The following is an 18702-nucleotide window of genomic DNA, read 5'->3' as shown; positions in this document are numbered from 1 at the left end:
CTCTCTTTTATTTATAAGGATTGATTGGCTCTGCCGGTGTGGATGAATAAACCACCATGTCTTTACATTGAACGGCATATTTTTCATTCGGATTAATCCATTTAATAACCAGTTTGTGAGGTCCTTCCTCTAAATCATAATTATAGAAAATGTCATACTTTCTTTTTATGTAGTCATAAGGCATTTCTATGGTTTCTACTTTCTTGCCGTCAATGTAGGCCTCCAGGATGGCGATGTAATTGTCATTACTATCTTTAACATCTTGCCTGATCATCCCCATTAAAACAACTCCCTTGCCATTGAACTCAAATGTTTTTTCTGTACCGAGATCATATTTGATAACTCTTCTTTCAGAAGGATATAAGCCTTCAAAAGAAACTTCCCATGCTACGGTTTTTGGCTTCTGAATCGTGGTATAGTATTTATCTCCTTTTATTTTTCCTCCGTTTGCTTTTAATACATCACTCAATAGTTTGAGATTAATGTCGTATACAGAACTTAAAGAGATATCTGTGTAAGGGAACTTAATATTTTCACATCTTTCGAGTGCCGGTTTCCAGTATTCGGGGATAGCCTTGTAGCCTTGTATGACTCCAAGAATTCCTGCGGCAGTTGCCGGGTTACAGTCGGAATCTTGTCCGCAACGAGTGGCTATATCCATTGTTTTGAAAAAGTCGCCGTTGCCATATAAAAGTCCCATCACACAGTAAGCCGCATTGATAGTGGCGTCAATGTTAAATGCATTGAATACCCCTTCCGGGCAGCCAATCTCAAAAGCATGCCGGTTTTCTATTTCCAGCCAGCATTTACGCCAGTCATCGGGATATTGTTTCCAATATTTAATAACGTCTGTGATGCAACGGTGAAATTTACTTTGTTCGGGTATTGTTTTAAGAGCTTCCGTGACAATTGTATAAATGTCGTTATTTACGTAAGCCAATGCATACATTGCTCCCATGTATACACCTCCATACCATCCGTCGCCGTAGTTCATGATATGCCCTATCTTGTCCGAAAAATTGGAGGCGGTATTTACCATCCCCGGACATATCATTCCAATGAAGTCTGCTTCAATCTGGAAATCAATATCGTCAGCGTGCGGATTATTTTTCCAATGTCCCGATGCTGGTGGCATAATACCGTGCAATATGTTATATCTGGCTGCCTGGTTGGCATGCCATAATTTGTAATCTGCGTTTGCAAAGGCTTTGGCAAATGATTCGGCAGGGGCATTTATCCCTTCTTTTTGCATTACTTCCAGAAAGGTAAGATCCATATATACATCATCATACAATCCCGGATCTTCTGCAAAGATGTCCTTGCAATAGTCATCATACCAGATTATTGGAGTTTTCTCATGAATGATCGCTCCTCTGTATTTAAATTCTGTAGGACCGCCATAGGTGCATCCTATGGTTTGTCCGGCCCAGCCTCCTTTAATTTTGTCGAGCAGTACCTCTTTACTTATTTCAACTGTTTTTCCATATTCTATTTGTGCCATTCCCGATATGGAAAAGGTAAATAGTAGAATGATGTTAATCAGGACTTTTTTCATCTTAACTTATTTATTAAAGTAAAATCTATCATGTTCTTTTTTCTCTGAATAATACATTATGTCGTTGATACGAATAATGTAGTCTTTTTTGCGGTTCAACCATTTCATTTTAACGTGGTGTCTTCCTTCTTTCATGAGGTATTTCCAGGCTGGTTCTACTTTGCGGTCTGTGTTTCTCATGGGTAAAGCTGCTACATGGTCCAGTTCTCCGTCAATCCATATTTCCACTTTAGCAACGTAAGGGTCATTGGGCTCTGCCAATCCGAACACCTCGGAACCGATGTGGCGTGTAGATACACGATTGATATAATCGGGAGTAATACTTCTTGTGCAGCAAATGTTGCCCCAGATAACAAATCCGTTACCATTGAAATCAAATTCAAATGTATCTGTCAGGAAGCAGTCTTTGCGTTCTCTATAAAGTGGATAGGTGTTTTCGAAATTTTGTTCTAAAGGAAGTACATCCGCCTTTTTGATTGGAATTTCTATCTCCCCACCAGATACTTTTCCACCTGTTTTGACTATGAGTTGTTTAGCTTGATCGAAACTCATTTGGTATGCTTTTGCCAACGACATATTCGTTCCTTCAAATGTAAAGTCTTCTACTTCTTTCAAAGGGTTTAACCAGAATGAAGGGATTTTATCATACCCATACATGACGCCGAGTACACCGCCGACTGTAGACGGATTACAGTCAGAATCTTGTCCGCAGCGTGTTGCAATATCGATAGAGTTGGTGAAGTCTCCTTTACCGTAGAGCATAGCTAATGCTACGAAAGCGGAATTGAGCTTGGCGTCAATATTAAAGTTTAGAAATACGCCTTTGGGACATCCTACATCGCAGTTCCATTTTTCTTGCAGGAAGTACCAGCAATCTTTCCAGTTGTCCGGGTGCAAAGAATGGAAATTGATTACATCCTGAATACATTGATGGAATGTACTCTTTTCAGGTATGGCAGAGATTGCGGTTTTTAGAATCGCTTCAGGACTTTTTTCATAGAAAGCGGAGCTATAAAGAGCTGCTACGAAAGCACCGCCATAAAAACCGTCACCGCTATTCATAATGTGGCCTACTCTGGAGGCGATATCCAATGCTTCCGGCAGCATTGCCGGAGCCATCAGACCAATGAAGTCTGCTTCGATCTGGAAATCCAGATCGTCTGCATGTGGGTTATTCAACCAATGACCGGAAGCCGGTGGCATGATACCTTGGCGGATATTATATCTGCCTGCTTGGTTAGCATGGGCCAAATGATAATCAGCGAATGCAAATCTTTTGGCAAGTTCTTCTTGTGAACAATCCAGGCCAAGTTCATCAAATGCCTCAACAAACGTGCAATCGTTATAAATATCATCGAACAATCCGGGCTTCTTTTCCCACCAATATTTTACGTAACCTTCCGCCCAGGGGATTGGCTGGTAATCTTGAATATAAGTTCCCGTGAACTTAAACTCTGTAGGTGCTCCGAAAACAACACCAATGGTTTGTCCGGCCCATCCTCCTTTAATCTTATCTAAAAGTTCTTTATCAGATAACTTTAAAGTTTTTACAGGCTGGGCTTGTACGTTGAGAGCAAAAAGCCCTATAATACATATCGTAATTATTTTCCTCATTCTTCTCCTCCTTTATTTCTCATAAACTCCCAACTCGGTGATAGAGATGAATGATGATACATTCTTTGTGTATTTATGCCAGTGTTCCTGCACTTTTGCATCCATTAGTACGCGTATTCCCTTGGTTTCTACTGCCGGGAATTCCAAAACATATTGTGCAAACGGAGGTTGGAAAAATACAATATCGGTTTCGGGAAGTGCCGGAGTTGATTTGAATTTACCTACGTCATACCAATGTCCGTCATTTCCAAGATATTGAATGTTTAGAGAAGTAAACCATCCTCCGAACTCTTCCAGACAGCCCATATCTAAAACAAGCATATTGATGTTATGCTCTTCTTTCCAACCGTATCCGAAATAGTCTATTTTAGGCAGATTACTTTTGGCCGCTAATGAATAAAATACAGATCCTACGCCATCTTTGACTCCGTCATTAATTACTTCTACATTTGTTGCGTACATCGGTTTTCCAAAGGTAATCCAGCAAGAATCGAGTACTTCTTCGTTTAGTTTGCGAATATTTGCGTAAATAGTGTCAGCCTTGGGGGCTATATTCTTGGTTTTAACCAATAACTCAAAGTCTTTAGTAATTGAGTTCTTGTTATTTGCGCTTAATTGAAGGGTAATTGGATATTTGCCGGCTTCTGTAGGAGTTCCTGCCAGTTTACCGTTTTGGAATGTAACTCCTACCGGAAGTTTACCTTTTACCAGTTCCCATTTGAAATCAGCGTTTGTTCTGCAGGCAAATGAGTAATCGGTAGGCTGTCCGATTTCCAAGTCCGGATTCGGACCGATACAGAATTCCATAGGGGGGATGAATTGTGCTTTGGGGTTAACATATACCATATCACCCTTTACTTTTCCTCCTTTGGCACAAACCAGTTCGATTGCTTTGTTGTAAGTACGTTCAATCATGTCTTCAATGGAAGCATCGGGCATATCAAACCTGGTGATATTGATATACCGGTCGTTGAAGGGTTTTTCCCATCCTTCGATAGGTTTAGTCAAACTTTCGGGAAGAGACTTTGCACCATACATTACTCCTAGAAGTCCGGAGATAGTGGCTGCCTGATTGTCGCAGTCAAATCCCATTGCACAGCTTAAATCCAATGTCCGTTGGAAATCTCCTTCGCCATACAACATAGCCAAAATCCCGCATAATCCGTTCAGATTAGCATTCCAGATTGTTTTTGTCATGGCTGGTTCATCTATGTAATATTTTTTAGCCATGATTTGACGTGCTTTTACCCAATCTTTAGGATATTTGTCATATAAAGCAATCATCTCTTTTACAGCTATCGCATATCTGTCATCAGCAGGTAGTTCTTTCAAGGCTCGTGTAATCAGTTTGCGGATATCCTTGCAGAAAAAAGCGTCAGCGTACATTGCACCATATAGGACAGTGGGAGATACCGCCCACGAATCGCTTGTGATACGGGCCGCCCAATCACTTTTTCCTGCAGCATATGAAATCATTCCCGGTGCTGTATACGCCCATATCTCGTTAATCAATTGAGGGTCGATCTGATACCAGTGCGGATTCAGATTTTCGTCACCTGTGAACGGAGGGGTGAATCCAAGATGCATTAATCCGAGTGCAGCCCTATTGGCTAGCCATACACGGTCACGGATATGATACATCCATCCTTCGCGCATATTGGCATAAGTAGGTTCTACACCATATTTCTCCATTAATAGTAAGTAGATATACTCAACATCAGTATCGTCATCAGAGAATGCACCGTTATACTTCTGCAATTTATCTATGTTTTTAGTGTAACCGAATGGAAATCTGGATTCCGGGGCAGGTTCATCTACAAACTTGTTCTCAAAAGGAAGTCCATATATATTTCCTACCATTTGCCCGATCCAAGCTCCAGCTATTTTGTCTTTTAACTCTGTCTTTGAAATTTTCTGTGCAGAGATAAATAAGATGTTGGTAATTAAAACAAGTAAAAAGATGATTGGTTTTTTCATACTTATCAGGGTTGATTTGTTGGAAGGTACACTTTTCTATGTGAACCTTCCAATTGTGGTTAATAATCTTTGTTTTGAGATAATTTTGGATTTGCATTTAAAATATCCGTAGGAATTGGAAATACATTTCTAAAAGTTTCTGAACTTTGGTCAGGGTGTGCCCAATATTTTTTCAGATATTTTCCGAAACGTATCATATCTTCATGGCGCCATCCTTCCCATGCCAGTTCTCTGCCTCGTTCTGCATAAAGTTCATCAACCGTCAATTGGCTTGTAGTATATGCATCAAGCCCTGCTCTTGTACGAATCTTCTTGAAGTCTGCCAGTTGGATGGCCTCACTTGTTCTGTTTTGTCGTACCAAAGCCTCTACATACATTAATACAACATCGGCATAACGGAAGATGGCAAAGTCGTTGTCCATACTAACTGTATATTCTTTTAAAGAACCATCAGTCTGGTAATGCCATTTCCAGCAGCGTGCACCGTCGTATGTGCCACGTCCTCCGTTGCTATTGTAATATTTTTCTTCGGGGAAGACAGGAGTATATTCGAAACCAAGATCCTTTCCGCTTAGGTCTACTTGAGGACCGTATAACCAGCTCTGACTTCTGCGAAGATCTTGTTCTGCGTATGTTTGGAAAAAGTCCGGTTGGCAGAGAAAACCCGACCATGGGGCTGCCGGAATATTAAATGTTGCTTGTGATGCAGCTTCCAATGTCAGCGTATGCAAATAAAATGAGTTACTGTCACCGCTAGTATATACTCTGTCATACAGGATTACAAAGATATTCTCCTTAGAATCTTCATTTTTTATATCAAAATTAGTAGAATAAGAGTCTTCAATGCTGTAAGCACCTATATCCATAATATCTTTACAGGCTTTCTCTGCTTTGTCATACATTGGAGTACCGAACCATGCTTCTGCATTCAGATACATTTTCGCAAGAATGCAATAAGCGGCAGCTTGTGTGGCCCGTCCATAATTAGTATCTGAAGGCTCCCTGTCTAGGAACTCGATATTGTCATTAATTTCTTTTTCCAGATAGTTGAAAATATATTCACGACTTTTTTGTTCCGGGTATCCGGTTTCCGTGTAGTCAGTTGTGAAAGGTACGTTTCCCCAACAAGAAATGGCTTGATAATAGTAGAAAGCACGCAATATTTTCATTTCAGCTATAATCTTCTCTTTTCCTTCAAACTGGATAGGTGATAATTCCGTTTCGTAAATAATTTCATTACATGCAGCAATACCATTAAATATCCAGTTCCATCCCCTTGTCAATAATTTATTTGCAGGTGGAATTTTATTCGTCTGGATTTCTTCATAACGTCCATTGCTGTACCAGGAACCACCACAAGCGGGAACGGCACATTCATCAGAAGCTTGTAAAAGCAATGTCCATAAACTTTGTTCGGAATTGTATCCTTGTAATTTCGTATACGCTCTACCTGCATTGGCTACCAGTTCTTTCTCATTTTTAAAGAAGTCATTCATCGCTACTCCTGTGTATACAGTTTCGCTAAGATCGGTACATCCGTATAATAATATACAGATAACGAAACTTAATATTATATTTGTCTTTTTCATGGTAATCTTATTTTTTTAGAATACTATATTAACTCCAAAAGTAAATTCTGTTGTACGCGGATAATAGCTCAAACTTTCCATACCGGGTTCCAGTCCGGAAAGAGCAACTTCTGGGTCGACACCAGAATAACCGGTGATACAGAATACATTCTGTGCAGTAAGAGACAATCTTAGTCTTTTTATCATTTTGGATGTGAAATCCCAAGTATATCCAAAGGTTACATTATCCAGTTTTAAATAAGAAGCATCCTCTATATATTTGGAGGAATATTTATAGGTCGTACTTGTGAAATTCGTTTGAGATAACCAGTTTGATGAGATATTTCTAAGTCCGATGCTGCTTAGATTTTCATATTCCATCGCATAGTTGTTCAGAATTTCTCCGCCGATAGATGCACGCAGTGAGAAACTCAAGTCGAATTTCTTATATCTGAAGGTATTACTCCAGCTAAGAGTGGCATCCGGATAAGCACAGCCAATTTTTTCCCATTGTTCTTCCGGTACGGAACCGTCTGCATTTTGTCCTAGCAATACATCTTTTCCATCTGTATCAGTTCCTAACCATATAGGACCATAGAAAGTACCCAATGACTGTCCTTCTATCAGACGTTGAGTGTAGCAGGCAGCACTTGTAGACCATCCCACTTTGTATGTTCCGTTAGTGAATTCATCATTGGTGAATTTCACCAATTTGTTTTTATTGTGCGAAACGGTAAGTGAGGTATTCCATGTAAAGTCCCTAGTGTTAAAAGGTGTACCGGATATTGTTAATTCAACTCCTTCATTAGTAACTTTTCCAACATTCGTAAACAAGGTATTATATACATAAGGAGGTGTTGGCACGATGTAGTCATATAGCAAGTTTGATGTAGTCCGTTTGTAATAATCAAAAGTGAACGAGAGGTGGTTGTCAAACATTGTCATATCGACACCAACGTTGAACTCTGCTTTTTTCTCCCATTTTAGATCCGGATTTGCATTACTTGCAGGTTGATAAGTATTGATCCATTGGCCATTGTAATAGAATTTACCGGCTGTAGTCATCATCATCAAAGATTTGTAGTTTGAGAAATCCTGGTTACCGGTAACTCCGTATCCGGCTCTCAATTTTAAATCATCGATCCATTTGACATTCGAGAGGAATTTCTCTTTATTTATACGCCAACCTACGCTGACAGCCGGGAACCATCCCCACTTATTATTGTCACCGAAACGGCTGGAGCCATCACGACGTAGTGAAGCAGACAAAAGATATTTATCATCGTAGTTGTACATAAAACGTCCGAAGAATCCGATATATGTATTATCTTCTTTATTGGACGACATGCTGGCTTTGCCTTCAGTTAGATTCGTTCCTGTTCCGATGTTATGAGTCTGGTTGTCATCGAAGTCGAAACCGGAATTTGTCATGGATGCAGATGTGCTGTAAGTATACTGGTATGTATATCCGAGTAATGCCTGAATGGAATGTTTTCCGAAAATATTCGAGTAATTTAAAGTAGACTCATATTGTGTATCGTTTTCCTGATAGTTTTCAATATAGGCTTGCCCGTTTGTTCCTATTAAACTTGGATAATAATGTGTGTAGTATTCACGTGTCTCATATTGTTCCTTGTCGTATGAAACAAAGTTCTCCCATTTTAATCCTTTTATAGGCAATATGTTTAGAGTAGCACGAATATTTGCACCATAATTATCATTCTTACTTTCCATGTTCCTTTCGTTAATGATCGCTACCGGATTGTAATATTCCATTGCTTTGATACGGCTATATCCTCCGGCATCCGGATCGCTGTCGTCATAAACAGGCTCTGTTGGATTATGGGTAAATGCCTGCATAAAAGCACTTGTAGAGGAAGGGCTGTATTTGCGATGAATGATATTCAGGTTATAATCCAAATCGACCCATTTATCTAATAATGACTGGCGAATATTGGTACGTGCCATTAGCTTTTCGGAGCTATTATGCTTTTGCAAGCCATCGCTCTTTTCATAATTGAAAGAAGTGTGGTGTGAGAACTTCTCGGAACCTCCGGATATAGACAAGTTGTGCTTATGGCTGAACGGAGTTTGTGTAATTTCTTTAAACCAATCGGTATCACTGTCAAAAATATAACTTTCCAATTCTGGGCGATATTCCTTGATAACAGATTTGTATTCGCTTGCCGATAAAGGTTTTGCTCTGCGTGAAACGACTCCCACGGTGAGTTGCCCATCATAAGAAACTTCCGTTTTGCCACTTCTTGCACGTTTAGTTGTGACGATGATTACTCCATTCGTACCTCTTGTTCCATAAATAGCAGCTGCCGAACCATCTTTTAATACGTCAATTGATTCCACTTCCTGAAAATTGATATTTCTGATATCTGCACCTGCCACCCCATCAATAATAATTAATGGACCTTGGCCTGCGGAAAGTGTGTTTGTTCCGCGAAGTAATACTTCATATTTGGCTGTCGGATCAGCACCGTTCGGGTTGATAATTTGTAATCCTGCCACTTTTCCTTGCAACATTCCCATAGCATTGGTGAATGTTCCGGGATTGAGGTCATCTTTCTTCATGCTGGTAACCGATCCTGTAAGCTCTTTCTTTGTGGTAGAGCCGTAGCCGATTACTACAACGTCATTAAGCACTTTCGAGTCTTCGCGCAGGTGTATTACAAGCTGTGTCTGATTTCCTACTTGTTGTTCAACAGTTGCATAACCTACATAAGATATAACCAATACATCAGAAGGATTCGCTTTTACATTGAAGGTTCCATCAACTCCTGTAATAGAACCATTTGTTGTACCTTTAACAAGGACACTGGCACCGATAATGGGTTCATTTGCTTCATCGAGGACTGTACCTCTTATTGCCTTCTGGGCAATAGCATCATTGCTCATCAAAGAAAATACTATTAACAACATACTTGTCAATAGACCGTGGATTGAACATTGTTTTATCATAATAACAGAATTAAGGATGATTATTGTATTTCTTTTCTCAAAGGTATAGATACTTGTGCTCCCATTCTGGTAACAGAAATAGAAGAGGCTTTACTTGCAAATATAATTGCATCTTTTAGATTTTTGCCCTCAGACAGAGCTACGCACAATCCGCCGCAGAATGTATCTCCGGCAGCGGTTGTGTCTACTGCTTCTACCTTGAAGGCTGGAATGTGGATAAACTCATTGTTTTCATAGGCGAGAGCTCCTTTGGCTCCCATCGTAATAATGACAGTTTTTATGCCTTTCGAACTAATATAACGAATCGCTTCTTTTGCCGATTCATCATCTGTAATGTGCATTCCCGAGATGATTTCAGCCTCTGTGACATTAGGAATAAGAATGTCGACATTGGCTAATAAATCGTCAGGCAGTTGTTGGGTAGGGGCAGGGGCGGGATTTAATATAACGGTAATTCCATCTTTTTTAGCCATTTTGGCTGCATAAGTGACACTCTCGATTGGAGTTTCCAACTGCATAATGACGATGGATGCCTGTTTGATGGCAGGTTCTGCATTTTGTATGTCATCAATAGATAAAGTCCCGTTGGCTCCGGAAGCAACAACAATACAGTTTTCCCCTTTTTTGTCGACATTGATAAGAGCTACTCCTGATGGTTCCTGCGGGGTAATTCCTACATAAGTAGTGTCGATCTTTTCTTTGTGAAACATTTCCAAGGTTTCATTTCCAAAAATGTCATTTCCTATTTTACATATGAAAGTGACATCTCCTCCTAGTCTTGCAGCAGCTACGGCTTGGTTAGCTCCTTTGCCGCCATGATTCATTAAGAAGTTTCCTCCCAGAATTGTTTCTCCTGGTTTTGGTAGACGGTCTGATTTGATAACCATATCCGTATTACTGCTACCTATCACTACGATTTTCTTCTTTGTGTCCATATAATGAGTATTAAGTATTAAGGCGAATTGAATCGTAAACGATGCGCAATCGTTTGCGCAAATATAGAAATTTTTTTCAAAACAAAATATTTTTCTTGCTTTTTTCTCAAATAAAATGTTATTTTTGCAAAAAACAACCAGTAATGAAGAAAACTCTGATTGATGTATCAAAGAAAACTGGGTACTCTATCTCTACGATTTCCAGAGTGTTAAATGGGAAATCAGAGAAATATAGGATCAGCCAGTCTGCTAAGGAGGTTATTTTGCAGTCCGTTAAAGAATTGGACTATCAGCCTGATATAGTTGCGCAAAGTTTGCGCAACAACACGACATATACTATAGGCCTTCTTGTACCACACATAGATAATCCTTTTTTTGCCAATATAGCAAGTGTTGTCATCCGTGAAGCACAACGTTATAATTATACTGTCATGCTTATCGATACCCTGGAAGATCCTATTCAGGAAAATAAAGCTATTGATTCGCTTCTGTCACGTAAGATAGACGGAATTATTTTGGTTCCGACTGGTGAAAACCCTTCTAAACTCGAGGAGATTAGTACTAAAACTCCGATTGTGCTAATTGACCGCTATTTTGAGAAGCATAATTTGCCATACGTAGCTACTGATAATTATGTAGGAGCCTATCAGGCAACGAAATTATTATTAGAATCGGGGCATAGTAAGATTCTCTGTATTCAGGGGCCGGATATTTCTATAACAACTAAGGAACGTGTGCGCGGGTATCTTGATGCGCTTCGCGAAGCTGGTTATCAGGATAACGCAATGATAAGAGGAAATGAGTTCTCGATTCAGAATGGTTATATTGAGACTAAGTTGGCTCTGAACTCTACTACAAAACCTACTGCTATATTTGCGTTAAGTAGTACAATTCTTTTGGGAGCCGTCAAAGCATTAAATGAGCATAAAGTGAGAATTCCTCAAGATATGTCTATCATTTCGTTTGATGATAACTTATATCTGGACTATCTAAATCCTCCTATAACTCGTATTGCACAATCACTGGAGAATATTGGCATTATTGCTGTAAAAATGTTGATGCAGAAGATTTTGGAAGAAACTGAACTACATTCGGAGATTCTTTTGAAACCTAATATTATAAAACGGGATTCGATAAAGGTGTTAACTGATAGAAAGTAGTATTTTAGATAATAGAAAAAATCGGGCTTGAACAATGTCAAGCCCGATTTTTTACATATTAATACCGTTTCTTATGCTGCCGGATCTGGTGCTTCACCACCGCCTTCATTTCCACCTTCTCCGTTGCCTTCATTTCCATTGTCAGGCGTACTTGACACCATTGCCTTTTGACACCAACTATATGAATTTATAAGTATCAAGAGTTCTGGGCTCAGTTGTAATTCTTGGGGATTGGGGGGATTTGATTCAGGGCAATCACATCCCTAAAAATTGATTCATTCCGGTACTATTTTGAGCTAAATTCATAGTTACAAGGACTAATCTAACGCAATACAGTTTTTAGTAATTCTTCTTAGAACTATTATTTTCTTCGTTCCCTAATGAGTTTTCGTTCCACTTAAGTGGAGCGATAGTTCAACTTAAGTGGTTCTATCGTTCGACTTAAGTAGAACGAAAACTGAAGTGCAGATCTAATTATTATTTATAAAAGCCAGGAAACTAAATACAGTATTAAGACAGGTTATCTCTTACTGACTATTGGAAGCTACTGTTTAGTTCATTTCCGTACCGGAATGAATCTATTTTTAAGGGTGTGATTGCCCTGAATCAAATCCCCTAAATTTTCAGATTGAGCCGGGTTCTGGTGGAATCACTCATATGTGAGGTGGATGTTGCTCATTCTTTTTCAGGTAAAGACACTAATTTATGCATTAAATGAGAAAATACGATATCCCCCCTTTATATTTTCTTTTAAAAACGATACCTTTGAAGTGTTTTCTTTCTTTTTTATCAAGTATGGATTGATTTCCGGCAAGTTCTCCTATATTTCCCGAATTAATATTCATTAACTTATTTGCCGTAATACTTTTTAATACCTCTTGTGTATTAGCTAATAGATATTGAACTATTAACTTTAAAGACTAATATTATGGAAAAAGATTCTCCTTTTTCATCCACCGGCAGAAGGTGTATTGTAACCCTAATGTGCATATTTGTCACTGCTTTTGTTTATGCACAACAGCAAAAAATATCGATTAGTATCAAAGAGCTTCCTCTTAAAGAGGCTATCAGTCAGATAGCAGAGAAGGCATCGATGAATGTAGCCTATAGCAAAGAATTTGTGGATACGAGTAGGAAAGTGTCATTGGAGGTAAAAGACACAGATGTAAACAAAGCACTAACTCTTTTGCTAAAAGGGACTAACATTGGGTTCCGTTTCCTGGATGACAGTATTTTATTTTATAATAAAGAATATCAAAATAAAACTGAACCTATTGATTCGCAAGGAGAGAAGAAGGAACTGTATGTGAAAGGTAAAGTTACTGACGAGAATACGGAACCGATCATCGGAGCCACCGTATCGGTAAAAGGATCGACTACAGGTACAATCACCGATATCAATGGTCAGTATTCCATCAAGGTACCCTATGGAAGTACACTTCGGTACTCATACGTCGGCTACCGTGAAGAAAGCGTCATAGCGAAAGCAACGACAATAAACGTGGTGATGAAAGAGAATGCTGTCAGCCTGGAAGATGTAGTAGTTGTAGGCTACGGCGTGCAAAAGAAAGTGAATGTAACAGGTGCCGTATCTATGGTTAAAGCGGAGGCTATTGAGAACCGACCTATTACTAACGTAACTACAGGGCTACAAGGATTGTTGCCTGGAGTTAGTATCGTTTCCTCTTCGGGGCAGCCGGGTGCTGTGCCCAGCATCAACATTCGTGGTACGGGAACCATCAATAGTAGTACAGCACCTTTGATCTTGATTGACGGAGTAGCCGGGGGAGACATCAACTTATTGAATCCTTCGGACATCGAAAGCGTATCAGTACTGAAAGATGCCGCCTCATCAGCTATTTATGGAGCACGTGCCGCTAACGGTGTTATTCTTGTAACGACTAAAAAGGGAGAAAAGAAAGAGCGCGTAGTATTCCAATATAACGGATATGCCGGATTCCAGACTCCCACAGCATTGCCCGAACTTGTTAATGGAAGGGAATACATGGAACTCTCCAATGAAGCCATGAGTGCTGCCGGATTTTCCAAGCCCTATACACAAGAGGCTTTCGATAAATATGATTCGGGATTGTACCCCAACGAATATTCCAATACAGACTGGATTGACGAAATATACAAAAGCCGGGCTTTTCAAACGGGGCATAATGTAAGTGCACGGGGTGGAAGCGAGAAAACCGGATTTTTTATGTCGTATGGTTTCCTGGATCAGGATGGACTGGTTGTAGGTGACGGATATAGTTCCAAAAGACATAATGCGCGTATCAGTGTAAACACGGAGGTGTATGATCGTCTGAAACTGACTGGACAGATGAGCTATGTCGATTTCTATAAAAAGGACTTAGGTTATAGCGGCACATCAGGAGTATTCCGCCTGTCACAGCGTATGTCTCCGTTACTTCCCGTCATGTGGCAAATTCCTGATGAGAATGGCCGGATGGTAGATAGTGAGAACTGGTCGTACGGTTCGGTACGTAACCCCTTGCAGGTAGCCTATGAGTCGGGAATGGAAGAACGGAAAACACGTGTGCTCAATGGTATTTTCAATGCAGATCTCAAAATTATAGACGGACTGAACGTAGGTATGCAGTACTCTGCTAATATATATACCCGCCAGGTGGATGAGTTTAACCCGAAGATGTTGTCTTATTACTCGGACGGTAGCCCGTTGAAAGCAAATGAAGATGCCAAGGACTATATCTCACAAAGCCATCTTGACGTTATGACCCAAACGTTGCAATTCACCCTGAACTTTAATAAGACCATAGGACGCCACGAGTTGGGAGCATTGTTGGGATTTTCGCAAGAGTGGGAAAATAGAAGTACGTTGGGGGCTACGCGTGATAATGTGATGGTTGAGGATATTCACGTTATTAGTGCCGGAATGATTAATTTTATGAATAGCGGAACAAAAGACGAGTGGGCTTTGCGTTCTTACTTTGGTCGTGTCAACTATGCTTTTGACGGTAAATACCTGTTTGAAGCTAACCTGCGTGCCGACGGAACTTCAAGATTTGCCAAGGGCAATCGTTGGGGATATTTTCCATCATTCTCGGCAGGATGGAACTTCTCACGTGAAAAATTCATGGAGTTCGCTACTTCGGTATTGAGCTCGGGTAAGCTGCGTGCTTCCTGGGGTGAGTTGGGAAATCAAAACATTCCCGGTAATTACTACCCCTACTTGTCACCTATCATAACCGAAGAGTCTTATCCTATCGGAGCTTCTAATACACCTGTTATGGGACTTTGGCAAAACAAAATCGGTAATCCCGACATCAAGTGGGAAACCATCCGCATGCTTAATTTCGGAGTAGACCTTAGTTTTTTGAACAATAGACTGAATGTGGACTTTGATTGGTATAAGAAAGAAAATATTGATGCATTGGTTCGTCCCGATGTTCCGGCTATTGTCGGGGTTTCCAGTAGTAACGTAGGTTATGTCAATCTTGGTAAGATTGATGTCAAAGGATGGGAACTTAATCTGTCATGGCGTGATAAGATCGGAAATGTAAATTACAATCTCGGGTTCAATCTGTCGGACGCTCGTAATAAGATTACCGATTTGGGTGGAACTCCGGAGTCGCTGACCAGTACGGCTTCCGGTTCGTATCGTCGGGTCGGTGATCCGATAGGTGCTTTCTATGGTTATCTGACTGATGGGCTGGCGCAAGTGTATGACTTTGAATCAGTGAATACAACTACAGGTAAGTACCAGAAACCAAAATTTCCTCTTGTTGCATCACAAAACGGCATTGTACAGCCCGGAGATATTAAGTATCGGGACATCAGTGGTCCTGACGGCGCTCCCGACGGGGTAATTGATGACTACGACAAAGTGGTGTTTGGCGAGAAAGAGCCCCATTACACCTATGCAATCAAGGGTGGTTTAGAATGGAAAGGCATTGATTTCAGTTTCTATTTGCAAGGAGTAGGCAAAGTTGCCGGTTACCTTGAGGATGAGGCTCGGCATGCGTTTATCAATGACTACTCAATCCCTAAAAAAGAGCATCTTGACAGATGGACGCCTATGAATCCAAATGCTTCTTATCCCAGACTTTATCAGTCGCAGGAGCACAATAGGCTCTTCAGTGACTACTGGAAAGAGGATGCATCGTACTTGCGCCTGAAGAATATTCAGATAGGTTATCGTTTTCCTGCCCGGATGGTGGCACCTCTTGGCATTAATAGTCTTAGAGTATATGCTTCGGCAGATAACTTGTTTACTAAAACCGATTACTTCGGAGCTTATGACCCTGAAGTGAGGACCACCAGCGGAGATGTCTATCCGCAAGTAAAAACCTATGTTTTTGGATTATCAATAACATTCTAACCTATTAAACGACTATAAAGATGAAATACTCAAAATACTTTTTAATCATTGCTTTCTTTGGTATAGTTACCTCATGTAGCGATTTTCTGGATAGAACGAACCCTAACGAGCCGGACAATGTAACATTCTGGGTAAATGAAGATCAGCTTAAAAATGCCTTGCCTCCCTGTTACGAAGCTTTACAAAAAGACTATCTCGTGAATTGGAGTGAATCGACGGCCGAAACTGTTATGTGGGGGAATATTACTAGTGGACTAAGTAAGGTTTCCGGAGGCAAGCACTCTTATACTGACGGCTTCCCCTTCACTACCTATTGGACAGGAGCATATAGCTATATTTATCGCTGCAATAATTTTCTGGACAACTATAATAAAGCGCAGGTAGCTCAAAATAAGAAGGACGTTTATGCCGCAGAAGTAAAAACCATCCGGGCGCTTATGTACTTTTACCTTACGGTGTTTTGGGGTGATGTACCTTGGGTAGGAGAAGTCATCCAGCCCGAAGATGCATATATCGAACGTACTCCCAGAGAGAAAGTCATTGACCAGCTCGTCGAGGATTTGAAATGGGCGGCAGAGCGCATGCCTGAAGAAAGGTATACAGGCGACAAACTGGGAAGACTCGACCGCTGGGGCGCTTTAGCCATATTGGCACGTATTGCCTTGCAAAACGAAAGATGGGAACTGGCTGCAAAAACGAGTGAATATATCATCGAAAACAGTCCCTATGGCCTGTATGAATACGAAAAACTATTTCATCACGAAGGGGATGTCGAGAATGATCCGAAAAATATCGAAGCCATCGTATATAGCCTTTTTGTACCCGAAATCCGTACACAAAGTCTGCCCAATGAAACTTGCAGTCCGACGGACTATATACGCCTCAATCCAACGAAGTCGTTAGTGGATGCTTATCTGTGTACAGACGGTAAACCGGCAAAAACCGGATTGGAATATTATAAAAAGACCGGTGTGCAGACCTCATCGTTATACAAGTCGCCTGAAGAGCATTATGTGGATTATTTCCAGAACAGAGATCCTAGAATGAAGATGACTTTATATGCTCCGGGTGACAAATGGCCGGGAGGAGATGACGGTGATCCTGATACGGATAAGGCCAACGAGATATTTAATCTGCCTCGTTTTGCTTCATTGCAAGATAATAACCGTGTGGGGGCAAATAGCCGTACAGGTTTCTATCTGAAAAAGTATAACGATATTGATTTGGCCGGCTCAAGTGTGGGTGGACATGGGAATCTCAATGTCATCCGCTTTGCCGAAATCTTGCTGATTTATGCCGAAGCCACTTTCGAACTACAAGGTAAGAAACTGACACAAACACAGATTGATTACTCCATCAACAGACTTAGAGATCGTGTGAATATGCATCGTATGAACCTTGACGAACTTAGCGCATGGGGGATGGATCTCGAAACCGAATTGAGAAGAGAACGTCGCATTGAGTTGGCAGGTGAAGGAACAAGATACGCCGATGTGATGCGCTGGCGTGAAGGCGAACTTCGCTTTGGACGTGCCATCACCGGTCCCAGCCTGAAAGTTTGTATGAACGATTTGGGTGCCAACCCATATCCCGATACCGGAGTAGATGAGTTTGGTGATGTTATCTACGAAAAGTCTACCGCGGAAGGCGGCGCGCGTTACTTCGACGCAACGAAACATTATTTGTGGCCCGTGCCTAATCCCGAGCGTCAGAAGAACCCTCTGTTAGGACAAAATCCGGGCTGGGAAAAGTAATCATTTAAAAATAGAAATCATGTATTCAATGAAGAAATATTTATTATTGTTTTTATGCCTGACTTTGGGCGTTGCCTATGCGCAAGATACTTTACGGGTGCGGGTAATGACCTATAATTTGAGATTTGGCGAACTGGCATCTTTAGAGGAACTTGCTCATCACATCAAATCCTTCAAGCCTGATTTTGTGGCGCTTCAGGAAGTGGATAGCAAAACAGACCGTAAGCGTACCCCGCATCAGAAGGGGAAGGATTTTATATCCGAACTTGCCTATCATACAGGGATGTTTGGGCTTTACGGAAAAACGATTGATTATTCTACTGGTTATTACGGTATTGGGATGTTAAGTAAATATCCATATATTTCTGTCCAAAAGATAATGCTGCCCCATCCGGTCAAAGAGCATGAGAGACGGGCCATGCTGGAGGGATTATTCGAAATGGGTAATGATACCATTGTTTTTACCTCTACACATCTGGATGTCAACTCTCAAGAAACAAGGGCGGAGCAAATAAAATTTATTACCGGGCATTTCAAAAATTATAAATATCCTGTAATTTTGGGAGGTGATTTCAACGCGCGTCATTACTCCGAGGCAATACGTGGTATGGATAGCTGGTTTGCTGCAAGCAACGATGATTTTGGAATGCCGGCATGGAAACCTGTGATTAAGATCGATTACTTGTTTGCTTACCCGCAAAAAGGATGGCGTGTGATTAGCACACAAACTGTTCAGTCGCTTTTGTCAGACCATTTACCGATTATTACGGAATTGGAATATGTGAAAGAAGCATCGAAGAAAAAATATTGATACTCACTTA

The 18702-nt window shown here is 40.7% G+C and carries 10 protein-coding genes; 4 read left to right on the top strand and 6 right to left on the bottom strand.

The features are described 5' to 3' along the window. Window positions 1-7: 7 nt before the first annotated feature. Genes Bovatus_RS14050 through rbsK form a run of 6 tightly spaced genes read right to left on the bottom strand, consistent with a single transcriptional unit; the run spans window position 8 to window position 10619 of the window. A complete protein-coding gene (locus tag Bovatus_RS14050) occupies window positions 8-1555 on the bottom strand; it encodes an ADP-ribosylglycohydrolase family protein (RefSeq protein ID WP_004296459.1) in 1548 nt (515 codons plus the stop codon). Between the two features lie 6 nt (window positions 1556-1561). Further along, on the bottom strand, window positions 1562-3169 hold the full coding sequence (locus Bovatus_RS14045) for an ADP-ribosylglycohydrolase family protein (protein WP_004296458.1): 1608 nt from the start codon (window positions 3167-3169) through the stop codon (window positions 1562-1564). Between the two features lie 12 nt (window positions 3170-3181). Continuing rightward, window positions 3182-5146, bottom strand: coding sequence for an ADP-ribosylglycohydrolase family protein (locus tag Bovatus_RS14040; RefSeq protein ID WP_004296457.1), 1965 nt, complete (start codon window positions 5144-5146; stop codon window positions 3182-3184). 59 nt (window positions 5147-5205) lie between these two features. Then, window positions 5206-6735, bottom strand: a complete 1530-nt coding sequence (locus Bovatus_RS14035) for a RagB/SusD family nutrient uptake outer membrane protein (RefSeq protein WP_004296456.1) — start codon at window positions 6733-6735, stop codon at window positions 5206-5208. Window positions 6736-6750: 15 nt separating this feature from the next. After that, window positions 6751-9684, bottom strand: a complete 2934-nt coding sequence (locus Bovatus_RS14030) for a SusC/RagA family TonB-linked outer membrane protein (protein ID WP_052587839.1) — start codon at window positions 9682-9684, stop codon at window positions 6751-6753. Between the two features lie 20 nt (window positions 9685-9704). Then, entirely contained in the window at window positions 9705-10619 is a 915-nt protein-coding gene (gene rbsK / locus Bovatus_RS14025) for a ribokinase (RefSeq protein WP_004296454.1), read from the bottom strand. A 143-nt stretch (window positions 10620-10762) separates the two neighbouring features. Between rbsK and Bovatus_RS14020 the strand changes: the two genes are divergently transcribed. The 4 genes from Bovatus_RS14020 to Bovatus_RS14005 all read left to right on the top strand — a co-directional run bounded on the left by Bovatus_RS14020 (window position 10763) and on the right by Bovatus_RS14005 (window position 18692). After that, complete coding sequence (locus Bovatus_RS14020) at window positions 10763-11779, top strand: LacI family DNA-binding transcriptional regulator (RefSeq protein ID WP_004323118.1); 1017 nt, start codon at window positions 10763-10765, stop codon at window positions 11777-11779. 928 nt (window positions 11780-12707) lie between these two features. Next, window positions 12708-16127: a TonB-dependent receptor gene (locus tag Bovatus_RS14015; protein ID WP_004323120.1), complete on the top strand. Its 3420-nt coding sequence runs from the start codon at window positions 12708-12710 to the stop codon at window positions 16125-16127. Between the two features lie 20 nt (window positions 16128-16147). Continuing rightward, window positions 16148-17881 carry a RagB/SusD family nutrient uptake outer membrane protein gene (locus Bovatus_RS14010; protein ID WP_004296448.1) on the top strand — a complete coding sequence of 578 codons (1734 nt, stop codon included), beginning with the start codon at window positions 16148-16150 and terminating at the stop codon, window positions 17879-17881. 19 nt (window positions 17882-17900) lie between these two features. Then, window positions 17901-18692 (top strand): endonuclease/exonuclease/phosphatase family protein, encoded by a 792-nt coding sequence (locus Bovatus_RS14005; RefSeq protein WP_004310723.1) that lies wholly within the window; start codon window positions 17901-17903, stop codon window positions 18690-18692. Window positions 18693-18702: the final 10 nt, after the last annotated feature.

This window comes from Bacteroides ovatus, from assembly GCF_001314995.1.
In the GTDB taxonomy this organism is placed as follows: Bacteria; Bacteroidota; Bacteroidia; order Bacteroidales; family Bacteroidaceae; genus Bacteroides; species Bacteroides ovatus.
The sequence above is the reverse complement of the archived record's forward strand: the minus strand, read 5'-3'. Positions and strand labels throughout refer to the sequence as shown.

Bases quoted from the DNA above. Each gene is read 5' to 3' on its own strand.
- Bovatus_RS14020 (WP_004323118.1), top strand. From the start codon at position 10,763: ATGAAGAAAACTCTGATTGATGTATCAAAGAAAACTGGGTACTCTATC.
- Bovatus_RS14035 (WP_004296456.1), bottom strand. From the start codon at position 6,735: ATGAAAAAGACAAATATAATATTAAGTTTCGTTATCTGTATATTATTA.
- Bovatus_RS14010 (WP_004296448.1), top strand. From the start codon at position 16,148: ATGAAATACTCAAAATACTTTTTAATCATTGCTTTCTTTGGTATAGTT.
- Bovatus_RS14045 (WP_004296458.1), bottom strand. From the start codon at position 3,169: ATGAGGAAAATAATTACGATATGTATTATAGGGCTTTTTGCTCTCAAC.
- rbsK (WP_004296454.1), bottom strand. From the start codon at position 10,619: ATGGACACAAAGAAGAAAATCGTAGTGATAGGTAGCAGTAATACGGAT.
- Bovatus_RS14015 (WP_004323120.1), top strand. From the start codon at position 12,708: ATGGAAAAAGATTCTCCTTTTTCATCCACCGGCAGAAGGTGTATTGTA.
- Bovatus_RS14005 (WP_004310723.1), top strand. From the start codon at position 17,901: ATGTATTCAATGAAGAAATATTTATTATTGTTTTTATGCCTGACTTTG.
- Bovatus_RS14030 (WP_052587839.1), bottom strand. From the start codon at position 9,684: ATGATAAAACAATGTTCAATCCACGGTCTATTGACAAGTATGTTGTTA.
- Bovatus_RS14050 (WP_004296459.1), bottom strand. From the start codon at position 1,555: ATGAAAAAAGTCCTGATTAACATCATTCTACTATTTACCTTTTCCATA.
- Bovatus_RS14040 (WP_004296457.1), bottom strand. From the start codon at position 5,146: ATGAAAAAACCAATCATCTTTTTACTTGTTTTAATTACCAACATCTTA.